This is a genomic window from Chromohalobacter sarecensis, assembly GCF_023061135.1.
In the GTDB taxonomy this organism is placed as follows: Bacteria; Pseudomonadota; Gammaproteobacteria; order Pseudomonadales; family Halomonadaceae; genus Chromohalobacter; species Chromohalobacter sarecensis.
Map to the genome: position 1 here is coordinate 231290 of NZ_JAKGAN010000002.1, position 17969 is coordinate 249258.

General features: G+C 59.9%; 14 protein-coding genes. 12 read left to right on the forward strand and 2 right to left on the reverse strand.

Annotated elements, in window-relative coordinates:
- Positions 1-21: 21 nt before the first annotated feature.
- The 8 genes from mutL (at position 22) to L1071_RS04015 (ending at position 9733) form a co-directional block, all read left to right on the forward strand.
- Complete coding sequence (gene mutL / locus L1071_RS03980) at positions 22-1944, forward strand: DNA mismatch repair endonuclease MutL (protein ID WP_246968984.1); 1923 nt, start codon at positions 22-24, stop codon at positions 1942-1944.
- 31 nt (positions 1945-1975) lie between these two features.
- The gene (gene miaA / locus L1071_RS03985; RefSeq protein ID WP_246968987.1) at positions 1976-2914 is read left to right on the forward strand and encodes a tRNA (adenosine(37)-N6)-dimethylallyltransferase MiaA; all 939 of its coding nucleotides are present in this window, start codon (positions 1976-1978) and stop codon (positions 2912-2914) included.
- 124 nt (positions 2915-3038) lie between these two features.
- Entirely contained in the window at positions 3039-3290 is a 252-nt protein-coding gene (gene hfq, locus L1071_RS03990) for an RNA chaperone Hfq (protein WP_040243993.1), read from the forward strand.
- A gap of 14 nt (positions 3291-3304) precedes the next feature.
- Positions 3305-4624: a ribosome rescue GTPase HflX gene (hflX, locus tag L1071_RS03995; RefSeq protein ID WP_246968990.1), complete on the forward strand. Its 1320-nt coding sequence runs from the start codon at positions 3305-3307 to the stop codon at positions 4622-4624.
- Positions 4625-4685: 61 nt separating this feature from the next.
- Complete coding sequence (gene hflK / locus L1071_RS04000) at positions 4686-6074, forward strand: FtsH protease activity modulator HflK (protein WP_246968993.1); 1389 nt, start codon at positions 4686-4688, stop codon at positions 6072-6074.
- 2 nt (positions 6075-6076) lie between these two features.
- Complete coding sequence (hflC, locus tag L1071_RS04005; RefSeq protein WP_246968996.1) at positions 6077-6970, forward strand: protease modulator HflC; 894 nt, start codon at positions 6077-6079, stop codon at positions 6968-6970.
- Positions 6971-7222: 252 nt separating this feature from the next.
- The gene (locus L1071_RS04010; RefSeq protein WP_246968999.1) at positions 7223-8404 is read left to right on the forward strand and encodes an ATP phosphoribosyltransferase regulatory subunit; all 1182 of its coding nucleotides are present in this window, start codon (positions 7223-7225) and stop codon (positions 8402-8404) included.
- Between the two features lie 33 nt (positions 8405-8437).
- Positions 8438-9733: an adenylosuccinate synthase gene (locus L1071_RS04015; protein ID WP_246969001.1), complete on the forward strand. Its 1296-nt coding sequence runs from the start codon at positions 8438-8440 to the stop codon at positions 9731-9733.
- 88 nt (positions 9734-9821) lie between these two features.
- On the opposite strand, the gene L1071_RS04020 is transcribed toward L1071_RS04015, so the two are convergent.
- Together L1071_RS04020 and L1071_RS04025 are read right to left on the reverse strand one after the other, a co-directional pair.
- Positions 9822-10106, reverse strand: a complete 285-nt coding sequence (locus L1071_RS04020) for a hypothetical protein (RefSeq protein WP_246969003.1) — start codon at positions 10104-10106, stop codon at positions 9822-9824.
- A 134-nt stretch (positions 10107-10240) separates the two neighbouring features.
- Positions 10241-11770, reverse strand: a complete 1530-nt coding sequence (locus L1071_RS04025) for a glucosyltransferase domain-containing protein (protein ID WP_246969005.1) — start codon at positions 11768-11770, stop codon at positions 10241-10243.
- A 254-nt stretch (positions 11771-12024) separates the two neighbouring features.
- Between L1071_RS04025 and L1071_RS04030 the strand changes: the two genes are divergently transcribed.
- The 4 genes from L1071_RS04030 (at position 12025) to L1071_RS04045 (ending at position 17902) form a co-directional block, all read left to right on the forward strand.
- Positions 12025-13629, forward strand: a complete 1605-nt coding sequence (locus L1071_RS04030; protein ID WP_246969007.1) for a glucan biosynthesis protein G — start codon at positions 12025-12027, stop codon at positions 13627-13629.
- On the forward strand, positions 13622-16123 hold the full coding sequence (mdoH, locus tag L1071_RS04035; RefSeq protein ID WP_246969009.1) for a glucans biosynthesis glucosyltransferase MdoH: 2502 nt from the start codon (positions 13622-13624) through the stop codon (positions 16121-16123). The genes L1071_RS04030 and mdoH overlap by 8 nt, the downstream gene beginning before the upstream one ends.
- A 110-nt stretch (positions 16124-16233) precedes the next feature.
- On the forward strand, positions 16234-16476 hold the full coding sequence (locus L1071_RS04040) for a GlsB/YeaQ/YmgE family stress response membrane protein (RefSeq protein WP_040243976.1): 243 nt from the start codon (positions 16234-16236) through the stop codon (positions 16474-16476).
- Between the two features lie 136 nt (positions 16477-16612).
- Positions 16613-17902 carry an acyltransferase family protein gene (locus tag L1071_RS04045; protein ID WP_246969011.1) on the forward strand — a complete coding sequence of 430 codons (1290 nt, stop codon included), beginning with the start codon at positions 16613-16615 and terminating at the stop codon, positions 17900-17902.
- Positions 17903-17969: the final 67 nt, after the last annotated feature.

Genomic DNA, 17969 nt, shown 5'->3' on the forward strand with positions numbered 1-17969 from the left:
GCGCGAGGCACAATGGTGGCTATGACGGAATCCCGACGCATTCATATCCTTGATCCTCGGCTCGCTAACCAGATCGCGGCCGGCGAGGTCGTCGAACGGCCGGCTTCGGTATTGAAGGAGCTGGCCGAGAACGCCATCGATGCCGGCAGCCAGCGGATCGAGATCGATCTCGAAGCCGGCGGCGCCCGTTTGATTCGTGTGCGCGATGATGGGCGTGGCATCGCCGAGGACGATCTGCCGCTGGCATTGTCACGACATGCCACCAGCAAGATTGCCTCATTGGACGATCTCGAAGGCGTGGATAGCCTTGGTTTTCGCGGTGAGGCACTGGCTTCGATCAGCTCGGTCTCGCGGCTCGAACTGGTTTCCAATACGCAGGATGAGCCGAGCGAGGGCTGGCGCGTGGTCGCCGAAGGCCGCCAGATGGAGCCTCGGGTGAGCCCCGCGCCACATCCGCGTGGCAGTTCGGTCGTGGTCCGCGATCTGTTCTTCAATACCCCTGCGCGACGCAAGTTCCTGCGTACCGAGAAGACCGAATTCGGCCATGTCGAAGAGACGTTTCGGCGGCTGGTGCTGTCGCGCTACGACATCGCCTGGGTGCTGCGCCATAATCAGAAGGTCGTGCATCAGCTGCGGGCGGGCGAAGAGCCGGCGGCGATGGAGCGGCGCGTCGGGGCGCTGCTGGGTCGCAATTTCCTCGAGAATGCCCTGCATGTGGATATCGAAGCGACCGGCTTGCGGCTGTGGGGCTGGGTCGGGCTGCCGACCCACTCCCGCGCACAGGCGGACCAGCAGTATTTCTTCGTCAATGGACGTGTCGTGCGTGACCGCCTGGTCGCCCATGCCGTGCGTCAAGCCTATCGCGATGTGCTATTTCACGGGCGTCACCCGGTGTTTGTGCTCTATCTGGAGCTTGACCCGCACGTGGTCGATGTCAACGTGCATCCCACCAAGCATGAAGTCCGCTTTCGCGATGGGCGCCTAGTGCATGATTTCCTGTTCTCGAGCCTGCATCGTGCGCTGGCCGATGTGCGCCCCAACGAGGCCACTTCGTCAGACCCGGCGACCGCGAGCGCTGGTGATGAAATGCCGGTATCGGGAGCGTCGTCAGCGGCTGTCGACGCGCAACCGCGCTGGCAACAACAGGGCATGGCGCTGGGCGCCGATCAGGAGCGTCCCGCGGCGCATCGCGTGCGCGAATTCATGGCCGGTTACCAGGCGCTGCATCCCGAGCATGAAGACCAGCTGTTGACGCCGCAGCCACCGCGCGCCGAACCCGAGGCGACGGCGACCTCTGAGCCTGACATCCAGGCACCGGCGATGCCCGAAGCCGATGCGACTCAAGCCCCGCCATTGGGGTATGCGGTGGCGCAGTTGCATGGTGTCTATATCCTTTCGCAGACCGCACGCGGACTGGTCGTGGTCGACATGCATGCCGCGCACGAGCGCATTACCTACGAGCGCATGAAGCAGCAAGTTCATGGTGACGGCCAGGCCCTGGGGCGATTGCAGACACAGCCGCTGCTGGTGCCGATGTCGCTGGCGGTCAGCACGCGCGAGGTGGAAACCGCCGAGCGCGAGCGAGAGACGTTCGAGCGCCTGGGGGTCGAGCTGGACGTCGCCGGCCCGGAGACGCTGCTCGTGCGTCGGGTGCCGGTGCTGCTCGACAATGCCGATGTCGAATCGCTGATTCATGGCATGCTGGGCGATCTCGAGCGTTTCGGGCGGTCGGACAGAGTCGAAGCGCATATCAATGAATTGCTTGCCAGCATGTCGTGCCATGGCAGCGTGCGGGCCAACCGTCGGCTGACAGTGCCCGAGATGAATGCCTTGCTGCGCGACATGGAGCGCACCGAACGCAGCGGGCAGTGCAATCATGGGCGGCCGACCTGGACCGAGATGTCGATGCACGAGCTGGATAAGCTATTTCTTCGTGGCCAGTAATGCTGGTCAGCGACCGTTTTCAGGATTCTCGATGAACGATACGCGGCCACTGGCCATCCTCTTGATGGGCCCGACGGCGGCCGGCAAGACCGATTCGGCCATCGCCTTGCGCGAGCGCTTGGGGGGTGAACTGATCAGCGTCGACTCGGCGATGATCTATCGCGGCATGGACATCGGTACCGCGAAACCTTCGGCGGAAGAGTTGGCGCGTGCGCCGCACCGTCTGATCGACATTCGCGACCCTGCCGACACGTACTCCGCCGCTGAATTCCGCGAGGACGCCTTGGCCGAAATGCGCGACATCTCGTCGCAGGGGCGTATCCCTATACTCGTGGGTGGCACCATGATGTACATCAAGCGTTTGATCGATGGCGTGGCGGAACTGCCCGCTCGCGATCCTGCGCTGCGCGATGAGCTGGCTCTGCGCGCCGAACGCGAGGGGTTGGAGGCGTTGCATGCCGAGCTCGCGCAGGTCGATCCGATCGCAGCGAGCACTATCCACCCGCACAATCGGCAGCGTTTGCTGCGGGCACTGGAAGTGTATCGCCTCACTGGCCGGGCACTGGGCGAGCTATGGGCCGAACAGCCTAGTGAAACCTTTCCCTGGCGTCTCGTGTCCATAGCGCTGGCACCCACCGAGCGCCGAGTGCTGCATGAACGTATCGCACAGCGCTTCGAGGACATGTTGGCGGGAGGCTTCCGCGAGGAAGTCGCCGCTCTCCGGGCGCGCGGCGATTTGCATCGCGGCTTCCCCGCGATTCGCTGTGTCGGCTATCGTCAGATGTGGGAACATCTGGATGGCGAGACCGATGAAGCCACGATGCGCGAGCGAGGCATGGCGGCGACGCGGCAACTCGCCAAGCGTCAGTTGACCTGGCTGCGCAATTGGCAAGGCGTGCGGTGGGTCGATAGCGAGGCGAGCGATATGCACGAGCAGGTATTGAAAATCGTGCGCGGAAGCGGCACTTAGCGTAAGATGACCGGTCACGACAACGCTTGGCGAGTAGCGCCGCGAACGGCGGTGGCGACGCGAATGGCGGCTGTGACCCTTCGAAAACGACCATAAACCACAGCGAGAAGTTAGGGAGAGCAAAATGTCCAAAGGACAGTCCCTTCAAGATCCGTACTTGAACATTCTGCGCAAGGAGCGCATTCCGGTCTCCATCTTTTTGGTGAACGGTATTAAATTGCAGGGACAGGTCGAGTCTTTCGATCAATTCGTCATCCTGCTGCGCAATACCGTCAGTCAGATGGTGTACAAGCACGCCATTTCCACGGTTGTGCCATCCCGCAACGTGCGTCTTCCCGTCCAGGATCCGAATGCCCCGGCGGAAGAAGACGTTTGATCGAGAGGCGCTGATTGTTTTTCGAACGTCCCGACGCCGGTGAAACGGCGATTCTCGTCCATGTGGATTTCCACGACGAACAGGAGCGTGAAGACCCGGGAGAATTCCTGGAGTTGGTGCGTTCCTCGGGTGTGACGCCGGCGACCCTCATCGAGGGCAGTCGGCGTCGTCCCGACCCCAAAACATTTATCGGCAGCGGTAAGCTGGAGGAGATTCGCGAGACACGCGAACTTCACGGCGCCGAGGTCGTCATTTTCAATCATGCCTTGTCGCCTTCGCAGGAGCGCAATCTGGAGCGCGCCCTGAAAAGTCGCGTGCTGGATCGCACGGGTTTGATACTGGATATATTCGCGCAACGCGCGCGTACGCACGAAGGTAAGCTTCAGGTCGAGCTGGCGCAGCTAGAGTACATGTCAACGCGCCTGGTGCGTGGTTGGACCCACCTGGAGCGCCAGAAGGGCGGGATCGGCTTGCGCGGCCCCGGGGAAACGCAGCTCGAAACCGACCGTCGCTTGTTGGGTGCGCGGATCAAGGCGATTCACAAGCGGTTGGAAAAGGTCCGTACACAGCGCGATCAGAATCGCCGTGCGCGGGCACGCGCCGAGATCCCCAGCGTTTCCCTGGTGGGCTACACCAATGCCGGCAAGTCGACGCTGTTCAATGCTTTGACCAATTCGGATGTGTACGCCGCCGACCAGTTGTTCGCCACGCTCGACCCGACGCTGCGTCGCATCGACGTCGAGGATGTCGGGCCCGTGGTCATGGCTGATACCGTGGGTTTCATCCGCCACCTGCCACACAAATTGGTAGAAGCGTTTCGCGCCACCTTGCAGGAAGCGACTGAAGCCTCGTTATTGGTGCATGTCATCGATGCGGCGGACCCGGATCGCGACTTCAACGTGGCGCAGGTGGATACGGTGCTCGAGGAGATCGGTGCCGCTGAGGTGCCGCGGCTGCTAGTCATGAACAAGATCGATATGCTGGACAGCGCCCCACGTCTTGAGCGTGACGGACACGGGCGTCCACAGATCGTGTGGCTATCGGCACGTGATGCACGCGGCTTTGAATTGCTGCATCAAGCACTCGGCGAGCTGCTGGCTGAAGAGCTGCTCGAGACGAGTTTGACGCTGGCGCCCGATCAGGGAAGATTGCGGGCATCGTTGCATGCGTTGAATGCCGTGCAGCAAGAACAATTTGACGAGCAGGGCCGAATCCTTCTGGATATCCGTCTACCTAGACGCGATTTCTTTCAGTTGATGGCCCGTCTCGGCGAGAAAGCAGCAGATTATTTGCCGCCGGGAGCCCTTGATCACCCGGAGTGGGAGCGCCACTGACAGTGCCCGTCACTGGCGTCCTTGGCGAGATGCATCGCAATCAATGCAGTGGAGAAAACGTATGGCTTGGAACGAGCCTGGTGGTGGGAATCAGCAGGACCCGTGGAGCGGCGGCGGTGGTCGCCGTGGCAGCGGTAGCGGTAGCGGTGGGGGCAATGGTGGTAATGGTGGCAACAACCAAGGCCCACCGGATCTCGACGAGGCGCTGAAGAAGTTTCAGGATAAGCTTAGTCGCTTGATGGGGAAGCGCGGCAAGCGTGGTGGCAATAACAATGGCAATGGCGGCTCCGGGGGCGGTAAGGGGAATCCCTTCATACTGCCGGGTGTGCTGGTGATCATCGCATTGGTCATCTGGGCCGGGTCCGGGTTCTACGTGGTCGATCAGTCTGAACGTGGCGTGGTGCTGCGCTTCGGCAAATACCACGATACGGTGAACCCTGGTCTGCACTGGAGCCCCACCTTCGTCGATCAAGTGACGAGGGTGAACGTTACCGAGGTGCGTTCGTTCCGTCAGAATGCTTCCATGCTGACGAGCGATACCAACATCGTGACGGTACGTCTCTCCGCCCAGTATCAGGTCGCTAATCCTCGTGATTATGTGCTTAACGTGCGTGATCCCGAGCAGAGCCTGCGCAACGCGCTGGATTCCACGTTGCGCCATGTCGTCGGCGCGAGTGGCATGCAGAATGTGTTGACCAGTACCACTGAGGTCGAAGAAGTCAAACAGATCGATGAAGGCGGCAAGGTGCCGGATATGCCGGAAACCGTGGAGGATCCCAGCGAATTGCCGGTGGTCACCATGACGCCGCCGGTCCCGGATTCATTGCTCAGTGGTCGTGAAGAACTCGGACCCGAGGTCGCCAAACGGCTCCAGGAATCGCTGGATGCCTATGGGCTAGGGCTGCGGTTGCAGACCGTCAACCTGGAAAGCACTCAGGCGCCCGACCAGGTTCAAGAGGCCGTGGACGACGTGATTCGCTCGCGAGAGGATCGTCAGCGCTCGATCAACGAAGCGCGCGCCTACGAGAATGCCCTGCAGCCCCGCACCGAAGGGGAAGCGCAGCGCCTTATCGAGGAAGCCACTGGTTATCGTAATACCGTGGTATCGGATGCCGAAGGTCAAACCAGCCGCTTCCTGGCCGTGTTGGGCGAATACCAGCAGGCGCCGGAAGTGACACGCCAACGTCTCTATCTGGATACGGTAAGCGAAGTGTTGGGTAACAACCGCAAGGCATTGATCGATGTCGGTTCTCAGAACAATTCGATGATCTATCTACCGCTCGATCAGCTAGGTAAGCCTCGCGCCGGTGGTAGCGGTAGCGGTGTTGACTCACAAGATATACGTGAACTTGAGTCGGTCTCCCAGCAGGTTCAAAACGAACCACTTTCTGGTGGCGACAATAGCAGTGGTCAGCGCCAGTCGAGCGGAATTTCGCGGGAGGGTCGTTAATCATGGTCAACAATCGTGCCTTGGGTATCGTCGCACTGCTGGCCGTGGGGGCTTGGATCGCCAGTTCCAGCTTGTATGTGGTGACGGAGAAGCAGCGTGCCATCAAGTTACGCTTCGGTGAGGTGGTGCAATCCGATATCGAGCCTGGCTTGCACGCAAAATGGCCGGTGCTCAACACCGTGCGCTTCTTCGATGCGCGCGTGCAGATGCTGGAAAGCACCGAAAGTCGCTTCCTGACAGCGCGTCGCAATGCCTTGATCGTCGACTCTTACATCAAGTGGCAGATCATCGATCCCAGCCTGTACTATCAGGCCACACGAGGCGAGGTGTCGCGTGCTGAGGACCTCATTGCGCCGCGCGTTGATGAAAGCTTGCGTAACGCCTTTGGTAGCCGCGAAGTGGACAAGATCATCAGCGAAGAACGCAACGAGATGCTCGAGGAGCCTCAAGAACAGTTGGATAAACGACTGCGCGAAGAGGTGGGTGTCTCGATACTGGATATTCGCCTCAAGCGTGTTGAACTGCCTCAAGAAGTTCAGCAGGCGGTTTTCCAGCGCATGCGTACCGAGCGTAATGCCGAAGCGCGTCAGTATCGCGCCCAAGGTGAGGAGCAGGCCGAGCGTATTCGCGCCCGGGCCGATCGTCAGCGTCAGGTGACGTTGGCGGATGCGCGCAAGGAGGCCGAGACCCTGCGTGGTGAAGGTGATGCCAAGGCTGCGGACATCTATGCCAGTGCTTATACACAGGATCAAGACTTCTTCAATTTCTATCGTTCTCTGCAAGCGTATCGGAACAGCTTCGACAAGGGCGACGATATGCTGTTGTTGAGCCCGGATAGCGAGTTCTTCCGTTATTTCCGGTCGCCGAACGGCGAGACAAGCAGCAACGACGAATAAGTCACGACCTGGCCTCCGGGGAACCTCCGTTCGGGGTACATCCGTCCGGGGTACATCCGGAGGCCAAATGTGATAGACTCTTGACACCGGGCGTCGCCCGGTTTTTTTGTGGCCTGTCAGCGGATTTGGCTGCCTCTACGGCGATTCGCGACGGGCTCGGTATGTGACTCCGGCACGACGTGTCAGCGTTCGTGTCGGCTCGTCCTTAGCCGACGATGCCAATACGCCATTCATTTCTGGCAGGACCGAAAAATGACCATCGCTGACCGCTGGCTGCTTCCCGACGGTATGGATGAAGTGCTTCCGCCTCAGGCGACGCGCATGGAACAACTGCGCCGCGCATTGCTCGATCTCTATGATCGCTGGGGGTATGACTTGGTGATTCCTCCGACGGTCGAGTTTCTCGATTCGCTTTTGACCGGCACGGGGACCGATCTCGATCTGCAGACATTCAAGCTGACCGATCAGCTCTCTGGGCGGATGATGGGCGCCAGCGCGGATGTGACGCCGCAAGTGGCGCGTATGGACGCGCATTCGTTGAAGCGCAACGGGCCGGCACGGCTTTGCTACTGTACGACCGTGTTGCGCGCCAAGGCCGATCAACATCAGGGTGGACGCAGCCCGACTCAGGTCGGCGTGGAGCTGTTCGGCCATGCGGGGTTGGATGCAGACATCGAGGTGTTGCGGTTGGCACTCACGGGGCTCGAAGTTGCCGGGGCCGGCGAAACTCACCTGGCGCTCAGTCATATCGGCATCTATCGTGCCTTGGTGCACGCGGCAGCATTGAATGCGGAAAGCGAGCATGCGCTTTTCGAAGCCATCGAGCGCAAAGCCTTCAATGATGTCGATGCCTTGGTCGCGCGTGACGTTCGTGACCCCGCGCTGGCCGAGATGCTGCAAACGTTGCCGCGTCTTTACGGCGGGCAGGAGATGCTCGACCAGGCTCGCGAAGTCTTTGCGGGAGCGCCTCCCGCCGTCGCGGCGGCACTGGATGAACTTCAGGCGCTGTGCCGCGCCGTCACGGCCAATCATCTACAGGCCGAAGTGTATATCGACTTGGCTGAGTTGCGCGGGTATCAATACCATACGGGGATGGTGTTTGCGGCTTATGTGCCGGGTTACGGTCAGGCCTTGGCCAAGGGAGGGCGCTACGATGACACGGGACGCGCCTTCGGTCGGGCGCGTCCGGCGACGGGGTTTTCCATGGATCTCAAACTGTTGGCCTCGCTCATCGAGAGTGGCCCGCGTAGCGATGCCATCTGGGCGCCTGCCGACGATCGTGACACGCTCATCCAGGCCATTGCGCATCTGCGCGCCGCCGGCGAGCGTGTCATTCAGGCATTACCAGGGCAGCGTGTGGGGCCTCGCGAACAGCGTTGTGATCGGCAGCTAGTGGAAACCAACGGCGAATGGCGGGTCGAACCGCTCGCGTAAATCGGCGGATTCTTTGATCGAGAGACGAAAGCAATGGGCAAGAACGTAGTCGTATTGGGCACCCAATGGGGTGACGAAGGCAAGGGCAAGGTCGTCGACCTGCTGACGGAATCCGCCGCCACGGTGGTCCGCTTTCAGGGGGGGCACAATGCCGGCCATACGCTTGTGATCGATGGCGAAAAAACCGTCCTGCACCTGATTCCCTCAGGTGTATTGCGTGCCGGTAAAACCTGCGTGATTGGCAATGGCGTGGTGCTTTCACCGGAAGCGTTGATGGAAGAAATCCGCGAGCTGGAGGCGAAAGACGTCCCCGTGCGTGAACGGCTGCGTTTGTCTCCGGCCTGTCCTCTGATTTTGCCGTATCACGTGCGTCTCGATCAGGCGCGCGAAAAGGCGCGTGGCATTGCCAAGATTGGCACGACCGGCCGGGGAATCGGGCCGGCCTACGAGGACAAGGTCGCGCGGCGTGGGCTGCGTCTCGGCGATATTCTGCATCGCGAGCGTTTCGCGTCGAAGCTGGGCGAGGTACTCGACTATCACAATTTCGTGTTGACGCAGTATCACAACGAATCACCGGTGGATTTTCAGGAGGTTCTCGATCAGGCGATGGAAATGGCCGAGGAACTTCGCCCGATGGTCTGCGATACCGTGTCGCTGGTTCACGAGATGCGCAAGGCCGGCGAGAATATCCTCTTCGAAGGTGCCCAGGGCTCGTTGCTGGATATCGACCACGGTACCTATCCGTACGTGACCAGCTCCAATACTACAGCGGGGGGGACGGCCACCGGTTCTGGCGTGGGGCCGCTGTATCTTGATTACGTGCTGGGGATTACCAAGGCCTACACGACGCGTGTCGGGTCGGGGCCGTTTCCCACCGAGATCTTCGATGAATTCGGCCGTCATCTGGCCGAGAAAGGCCACGAGTTCGGTGCCACGACGGGGCGCGCACGGCGCTGTGGCTGGTTCGATGCCGTGGCGCTACGCCATGCGGTGCAGATCAATTCGGTATCGGGGATATGCCTGACTAAGCTGGATGTGCTCGATGGTCTGGAAAACATCCGGGTTTGCGTGGGATATCGCAGCAAGGATGGCGCCATCATCGATCACCCTGTCGACTCCGAAGGTTATGAAGTGGTCAAGCCGCTTTATCAGGATCTTCCCGGATGGAGCGAGTCGACCCTGGGGGCCAAGCGCATCGAGGACCTGCCCAATAACGCACGGGCCTATATCAGCTTTCTCGAGGAGCAGACGGGGGTGCCGATCGATATCATCTCCACGGGCCCCGATCGCAACGAGACCATCGTGCTGCGCAACCCGTTCGCGGACTAGTCGCTTTTCCTGAACTTTCGAAAAAACGCCCGCTCGGCTTCAATGCCGATCGGGCGTTTTTCATCGTTCTCATTGATGATGTGTGCGTTTAACCGCCAGCAAATGCAGCATAGATGGCGATGACACACAGGACCAGCACCAAGCCTACGGGCCAAGCGCCTTTCCAGGGCGTTAGATCGACTTCGCCGGCGTCGTGGTGTACCCACTTGGTTTCACGCGGGAACAGCTTGCCGATGATCAGCATGATGACGACCAGCAAGACGAAGACGCCTGCCACGAAGTGGTACTGGCTGGTGACGTCGAGAATCTTGTTGAAGGGCGGTATGAAATAGCCTGCTGCGATCAATACAATTGAAGACCGACGACATGCCATTGGCATATCGTCAGTCTTCAAGCGCACGCCGCGTCGATAACACTACATCGTGGGGACGAATTTTAGCCGGCGAACCGTAAACTACCATTCGCCATTTGTCTGACATTGCTCGAGCAATGTCTGTGCAGCTCGACTCATGGGTTGCTAGCGTTCCTTCGGCAGGCCCCGTCCAAGGAGACGAAGGTTGCGTCTTGCCACTGGTACAGTGTGTACCAGCCACGTTCCAGGAAAGGCTCGAGGGTAGTGCAACGGTCGGCGAAGGCGTCGCGCAGCGCCTGGTCGCCATTGAACTCGTAACGCTGGGGCAAGCCCAGACGGTAGAGGTTTTGATAGCCCCACCAATAGCCGTTGTCGAGATAGCGCCCCAGCAGTTCCTTGAGCACGGGAAGCGCGCGTACGCTGTTGTCGGCGCTGCTACTCAGCGGGAGGGTGCCGAAGACGACGAGCGGACCGTTCGCCTCGAACCGTCGCAGGTCGTCGACTAGCTGGCGCGACACGCTTTCCTCGAACGCTTTTTGGCTGCCCTGGGCATTGCCATAGGCATACGCGATCACTGTGGCACCTCCCAGCACGAGAATGAGCATTGACATGCCTAAGCGTGGCCATCCGTAGCGCTCGCAAATAGCGACTGCGCAAAACAGTGAGCCGGCGCACAAGGCGCCGAATCCGATGAAGGTGCGCGGACGCCAGAGAGGATCTTCAAGCGCTGCCATGATGCCCAGCGCGCCAAGCGGTAGTAGCAGCAAGATGACCAACAGGAGCAAGAGTCGCCAGGGCCAGGCGAGGGGGCGCTTGGCCTGAGGAGGGTTGAGGGTACCCAGGATCAGGCCGGTCAGTGCGATCAGCGCCGTGGCCGATAGGCCCCACCAAGGTGCACCGGCGAGCGTCCTGGCCGCATAACGCCAGAAGGTCAGGGTGTTGTCGAGGATATGCATGGGCAATGTCGCCGGGGCAGCCATTTGGCTATGCGATAAGCTATAATCGCCAGCTAGCCACCAGCCCGAGATCAGCTTGTACCCCAGCAGCGTGACGGCGCCTGCGGCCAGCAAGCCGACATGACGCCGCCATTGTAGTGTGCCATGCGTGGCCAAGCTGAGCAGGGCATGAAACGCGAGCAACACGAAGTAAACGCTCACTGCCGCCTGATAGAAGCATAGGCTGGCGAATAAGCCGATGACTGACAGCATGAGCCCCTTTTTCGGTGACGATCTCATGCCGATGGCAAAGGCCAACCCGGCGCAACTAACGGCAAGTGCCATGGGCAAGGCATCGAACTGATAGGAAAGGTTCTGCAGGAAGAAGGGCTGCAGGACCAACAGCGCCATCGCAAGCCAGGCGTGGCCGTCACTAAATTTTACAAAGGTCTGGCGTAGTCCGACGAGCATTGTCGCGACGCCGGCCAATCCCAACCATAAAGGAAGTGGAGCCAGCTCGACGACACGTGTGCCTAGGTTGAGCATGAGCATGACGGCGTCGGCGAGAGGGCGCGCATTCGAGGTCCAGCCGGGGTCGCCATGCATGCTGCGCCAGATATCGTCGAGGTAGAGACGATCGGCCGCCACGATCGGGTAAGTGGCAAGCACAAGACCAATGAAGGCGCCTATCCATCGCCAGGCATTGGGACTCGGCGTGCGAGAGGGTGGCGGCGTTGACAGTGTCGACATCAGGTACCCTTCGTCGGTGTGGAGAAAGTGCGGATGAGCGCCATGTAACGACAACGCTGCCAGTGGGCTCCCTTCACGCCCTGCGTGATGCTAAGCTCTTGTGTCAGGAGCATGGAAGGCTTCTCGTCTCATCAATCTGCGTTGCTCCGGAACTTTTATCTTCGTTGAGTGTATTGCATAGACTAGTGTGTTCAGCCGAAGAATGTGACGTAAAGGGGTGATTTCCCCCTGAAAAGCCGCAAGGGAGTAGTAATGTGAGTGTACCGAATCGACATTTTTTGACGGCAATTTCCTCGCGCCGTTGTAGTCGCCCTCTCGCGGGCGTCCTGGGCATATGGTTGGCCTTCGCGGCGCAGGCTTGTGTTGCCTTTGGCTTTGAAGATGTGGTCAAGAAAGCCGAAAAAATTTCCGAGCAGGGGTATCAATCCCCCGGAGCGAACCTGCCGGAATCGCTGAGCAACCTGGAGTATTCTGACTACGCCAAGATTCACACCAAAGATGGTCACGCGCTGTGGGGAGATGAGGATCTACCCTTCAATCTCGCGTTCTTTCATGAAGGGATGCACTACGACACCCCGGTGAAGATACACACCGTGGTGGATGGTGAGGTAGAAGACATTTCCTTCAACCCTGACGATTTCGCTTACGGCGATCTGGATATTCCCGATGAAGATCTTGAGAACCTCGGGTTTGCGGGTTTCAAGGTGACCAATGCGCTCAATGACGCCGACCGCATGAATGAAATCATGGCCTTTCAGGGGGCGAGCTACTTTCGCACCTTGGGACGTGATCAGACCTATGGTGCTTCCGGTCGTGGACTGGCGATCGACACGGCGTTACCCAGTGGTGAGGAATTCCCCGCGTTTCGTGAGTTCTGGGTCGTCAAGCCGAGCAAGGATAGCCAGTACCTGACGGTGTTCGCCTTGCTCGACTCACCGAGCCTTTCCGGCGCTTATCGTTTCGTCCTCCGCCCCGGCGAAGACACCGTCGTCGATGTAACATCGCAGCTTTTCATGCGTAACGCCGTAGAAAAGTTGGGTGTCGCACCGCTGACGAGTATGTACCTATATGGCCCTGGTCAGCCTACTGATTCACTCAACTATCGCCCGGCGATTCACGATTCCAATGGCTTGTTGGTGCACGACGGAGGCAAACAAGCAGAAGGGAGCGAGGAAGACTGGGTCTGGCGCCCGCTTGCCAATCCCGACAAGTTGATGGTCGATGAGCAGGATGTCGACTCCCTCAAGGGGTTTGGGCTGCTTCAGCGCAGTCACGACTTTCACGACTATGAAGATCTCAACGATCGCTACGACCGTCGTCCAAGCGTGTGGGTCGAGCCGCAGGGCGACTGGGGCAAAGGTCAGATCGAATTGATCCAGATTCCTACGCCCGACGAAACCAACGACAACATCGTCACCTTGTGGAAGCCCGACGAAGCGCCACAAGCGGGGGATGAACTCGACTTCAGTTACCGCATGTACTGGACGACGCACGAAGCCAAGTTTCATAGCCCCGATTTGTCCTGGGCCGACCAGACGCGCCGCTCGCAAGGCGAGGTGCGTAAGGACAACCTGGTACGTGAGACCGATGGATCGCTGGCCTTCATCGTCGATTTCAAGGGGCCGGGCCTGGAGTCTTTGGAAGACGGCGCCACTATGGAAGTCGCGGCCGATGTTGGAGATAACGGCGAGCTGGTCGAAAGCCGTGTCGTATCCAATGATGCCGAAGGCGGTTGGCGCATGTTATTGCGCGTCAAGCGCAGCGATGGCAGCAAACCGCTGGATATCCGCGCCTTCTTGAAGGATGGGGATGAGCGGCTTTCGGAAACCTGGTATTACCGGCTCCCTGCCAATGGTTGATACACAAGCCGGTACGGTGACGGGCGATTATCTCGAGCGCCTGGCACAGGAAACGGACTCCCGTAGAGCGCGCCGCGAGCTACTCGCCAGTCGCCTCGATGAACAAGGCATGGAAGCCTTGCATTCGAGCCTCGGCGCGCGCGAGGTCGCGGAGGATGACCCGGCCGCGACGTCGGTGGGCGCGCGTCTGTCGCTGGCGTATAGCGCCCGTCCGTTGGCGCCACCCACCGTGCTCACGACCGATGCGCAAGGCATCACGCAGCTTTGTACTACGCCGCCGATGACGCGCACGCCCTTGGCGCCGGAACCCTGGGCGACCAACCCCTTCGTGCGCTATGGACAACGAGTGCGCAAGTGGATCGACCGGGGGTTTCGACGCCGGCATAAGGCTAAGCCTGAAGCTTCCCCGACACCGCGTTGGCAAAAAGTCGGCATGCTGCGACGCCGAATTCTGTTGATTCTGGTGGTGGGGCAGAGCCTGGTCGCGGCGGAATACATGCGTTCGGTATTACCCTATCAAGGCAAACAAGCGCTTGAGATCGCCATTCTGACGCTGTTCGTGCTGTTGTTTTGTTGGGTCTCGGCAGGGTTCTGGACGGCTCTCATGGGATTCTTCCAGCTGTTGCGCGGACGCGACCGCTACGCAATCGATGCCCGTGACGTGGAGGAGGATGCGCCGATCGAGGAGACGGCGCGCACGGCCTTGGTCGTGCCCATCTGCAACGAAGACGTTGCACGCGTCTTTGCGGGTGTGCGTGCCACGCTCGAGTCGCTGCGCGATAGCGGCCAGGAACGCCACTTCGACCTGTTCATCCTGAGCGATAGCTTCGACCCCGAACTGGCGATCGCGGAGACGCACGCCTGGTTGTCGCTGTGTCGTGAACTGGATGCCTTCGACCGCGTCTTCTATCGGCGCCGCCAGCGTCGCATGAAGCGCAAGAGCGGCAATATCGACGACTTCTGCCGCCGTTGGGGCGCCAATTACCGCTATATGTTGGTGCTGGATGCCGACAGCGTCATGAGCGGTGCGTGTTTGACGCGTCTGGTGCGGTTGATGGAAGCGCATCCCAAAGCGGGGATCATCCAGTCCGCGCCGCGTGCCTCCGGCCGTCTAAACCTCTATGCGCGTATGCAACAGTTCGCCACGCGTGTCTACGGGCCGCTGTTCACGGCGGGGCTGCATTTCTGGCAGTTGGGCGAGTCACATTACTGGGGGCATAATGCGATCATTCGCCTGGCCCCCTTCATGCGCCACTGCATGTTGGCGCCGTTGCCGGGGAAAGGCTCGCTGTCCGGGGAAATCCTGTCTCACGATTTCGTCGAAGCAGCGTTGATGCGCCGCGCGGGATGGGGTGTGTGGATCGCCTACAACCTGGATGGCAGTTACGAAGAGATGCCCCCCAATCTCCTCGACGAGCTCAATCGCGATCGCCGCTGGTGTCACGGCAACTTGATGAACTTTCGCCTGTTTCTGGCCAAGGGTATTCATCCCGTGCATCGTGCGGTCTTCCTGACCGGCGTGATGTCGTATATATCGGCGCCGCTGTGGTGCTTGTTTCTGATCTTGTCGACGGCCTTGCTGGCGGTGCATACGTTGAGTACACCCCAGTATTTCCCCGAACCGGGCATGATGTTCCCTGTCTGGCCGCAGTGGAATCCGACCATGGCGGTGGGGCTGTTCTCGGCGACGGCGACGCTGTTGTTCTTGCCCAAGGTGCTCAGCGTGATCCTGGTTATCGCGCAAGGGTCCAAGGAATTCGGCGGCGGCTTGCGGCTATGCGCGAGTATGGTCCTGGAATCGCTGTTTTCCATGCTGATGGCGCCGGTGCGAATGCTCTTTCATACACGCTTCGTACTGACGGCGCTTCTGGGACGTGCCATACAGTGGCGCTCTCCGTCGCGTGATAACAGCGATACGCCATGGGGCGATGCCGTGCGTCACCATGGCGTACAGACGCTCATCGGGGCGGTATGGGCTGTCGGCGTGTATTATATGGAACCGACCTTTCTCTGGTGGTTGGCGCCCATCGTTGGCGCCTTGATGGTGTCGATTCCCGTCTCGGTGCTTTCCAGCCGTGTGTCGCTGGGGCGCTGGTGTCAGCATGCGCGCTTGTTTCGTATTCCCGAAGAGACGCACCCTCCGCGTGTGTTGCGGCGCATGGTGCGGCATCTGAAACGCATGCGTGCCCAGCAGTCGGCGGCACCGACCTTCGTGCAGGTAGCCGTCGATCCTGTGGCCAATGCGCTAGGGTGTGCACTGGCCACGAGCCGACATGGCGTATCGGCGCTCCTGCGGCGGCGTCGAGAAGAGCGGGTCAGGGCGGTCGTCACCGAGAATCCCAGCAAGGTGAAGCCCGCGACCCAACTGAACTTTCTCGATGACCCCGTGCTGCTGTCGATGCTGCATCACTGGGTATGGACATCGTCCGATGCACACCCGGACTGGCGTGAACTCGGCATGCCGACGCCTGTCTCATGGCGGGTACCGGGATGAGACGATGGGGTATGACGTCATCGCTGCCAGCCTAGCTGCTATGCTGGAAACGATGTCTGTAAGTGGTCTGTCATTTAGCGTCGCATTCAAGGAAAGAAGGAGATGAAGGAATGAGTATCATTTTGTGGTTGATCATCGGGGGCTTGGCCGGCTGGATTGCTGGCAAGATCATGCGCGGTGGCGGCTTCGGTATCCTCGGCAACATTGGGGTCGGCATCGTGGGCGCGGTGATCGGCGGTTTCCTCTTCAGTCTACTGGGGCTTGCGCAGACCAATATCATCGGCTCGTTGATCATGGCCGTGATTGGTGCGGTGCTGCTGCTGTGGATCGTAGCCAAGGTCCGCAAGTCGTAGCGCGTCGTGAGGTACCGACACGCTGAAGAGCACCCGTTGAAGATGGAAAACGCATGACTCATTGCCCCGACCCCGTTGAGAGGTCGGGGCTTTTCATGAATGCCGTGCCCTCGGAACTGCTGTGAGATTCGCGCTTATGGACAAGACGCAACAGACAGCCCAGAAGGAACGCTTCATCGGCCTGGAGTGGTTACGCTTCGCGCTCGGGCTTTATATCGTTATCTTCCATACCCTGCATACCTATCCGTCGATCAGTGCTTGGTCGCATTACGTGACGGATATCGGTTTTTTCTCGACGAGTACTTTCTTCGTGCTGTCGGGATTTTTGCTGACCCACGTGTACCTCGATGAGCATCGCCAACTGCGTGAGCCGGCGCGTAGTTTCTGGATCAAACGCTTCTCGAATCTGTATCCGATTCATATCGGTTCTCTGTTGCTGGCGATCGGTATTTCCCTATTGGTAGGCTATCTGGCGATCTCTCCTCAAGACGCCGGGATGTCGCCTCGTTTCGTCATTTACGACGTCAATAATGATCTGGGACAAGCGACGCCGGATGCTCTCGAGCATTTCATGGGCAACGGCGAGCTTGCGCTCAATCTGGTGCTCAATGTCGGTCTACTGCATGCCTGGAATCCGTATTACCTGACCTTCAACCCGCCATCCTGGTCGATTTCGGCGCTGATGGGCTTTTATCTGGTCTTCCCGTGGTTAGCGCCGCGCCTATTTCGTCTGCGTCGCGTGGGCCGGGCCCTAGCGCTGACCAATGTGCTGTACCTGATTCCCCCGTTACTGGTCATCGCCATGACCGACTTCGGCATGCCCGAAACGGGTATCCTGCACCGTAATCCGTTGATCCGCTTGCCGGAATTCGTGGCGGGAATACTATTGTGCGTGTGGTATACCCGCTATCGGGCGGCGGGCGGCTGGCTGAGTGTCAGGCAGCGGCTGTTGCTGGTGGTATTCGTGGCGAGCTGTGTCGTGGTGGCGGTCTGGTTGTTGGGTAAGGGCCATGCTTGGTATTACCTGCTGCATAATGGCTTGTTACTGCCCGCGCAGTTGGCATTGATTCTACTGGCCACGCAATGGCGCACGCCCGAGAGTCGCCGTGTGCGTCGCTTGGCGAGTCGGCTGGGTGGCGCGTCGCTGCCGATGTTCGCGCTGCATGTGCCGCTGTTCGTGATCTTCACCCGAATCGAGCGCGTTTTCGCGGGCGATCCCGCCCTGTGCACGAGCGGATTTCGCGCCTGTTTCGACGCTGCCGGTGATAGCTCGCTGGTGCTCTACCCGTTGTTTCTCTTGTTGACGGTGCTGTTCTGCGTGATTTTTCAGGAACAGTTCGTGCTGCGGGTGCGCAATGCCATCCAGCGTTGGCTGCTGCCGAGGGTGGGGTCGCCGCCGTCGCATACCGAGAAGGTGGCGCGCTGACGTCGCTGCGCGGCTCTAACACCCTGGCTTTAACGACGAAGGGGCGCCATTGGCATGGCGCCCCCTG